General features: G+C 66.7%; 1 protein-coding gene. It reads left to right on the forward strand.

Annotated elements, in window-relative coordinates; genetic code table 11:
- Positions 1–158: 158 nt before the first annotated feature.
- On the forward strand, positions 159–650 hold the full coding sequence (locus QWZ14_RS08795; RefSeq protein ID WP_290316259.1) for a hypothetical protein: 492 nt from the start codon (positions 159–161) through the stop codon (positions 648–650).
- Positions 651–670: the final 20 nt, after the last annotated feature.

A 670-nucleotide genomic window follows, 5' to 3' on the forward strand; every position in this document is an offset into this window, starting at 1 on the left:
CTCCGCGATTCGCGAGGAGATCTGGCTGTCCACGAGCGGCACCGCCGGAAACCTCACCCTCACGTGGTCCCAGGCAGTCGCGACGGTCGGAGACACACGAGTCGAACGGGGCTCCTGGATGAGCGCGTACAGGGTGGTGTGAAGTGACGGTCAAAGCGATGCCGCTGCTCGCCGGCGACGTGCTCACCGCCCACGGCTACAACGTGGGCAAACCACAGTACGCGTGGAAGACCGTCGCGGAATCGGTCGTGAACTCGGCGGTCGACCAGCTCGACGACGAACTGTTCCTCCCCGTCGAACCGTTCTCGATGTACCTGGTGCTGGCCTGCTTCTCGGTGACCGGCCCGACGGCGGCGAAGCTGCGGCTCGGCTACTCGGTGCCTGCAGGTACGCAGGGGCGCCGCCACAACGTGGGCCCGGCCGCTGCGGTCACCTCGACGACGGACACGATGCGGATCTCGGTGCACGCGTGGCCGACAGCGGTCTCCTACGGGACCACGACGACGGCCGTGTCGATCATCGAGGAAGGCGTCCTGGTCACCGAAGCGGCCGGTGGAATCATGAACGTGCAGTGGGCGCAGAACTTCGCGAACGCCACTGCGGTCACGCTTGAGGCGCGGTCGTTCCTGCGGATCCAGCAGGTGACCTGATGACCCTCACTTGGAGCGCC

Origin of the sequence: Paeniroseomonas aquatica, from assembly GCF_030409335.1 — a bacterium.
Lineage (GTDB): Bacteria > Pseudomonadota > Alphaproteobacteria > Acetobacterales > Acetobacteraceae > Belnapia > Belnapia aquatica.

Bases quoted from the DNA above. Each gene is read 5' to 3' on its own strand.
- QWZ14_RS08795 (WP_290316259.1), top strand. From the start codon at position 159: ATGCCGCTGCTCGCCGGCGACGTGCTCACCGCCCACGGCTACAACGTG.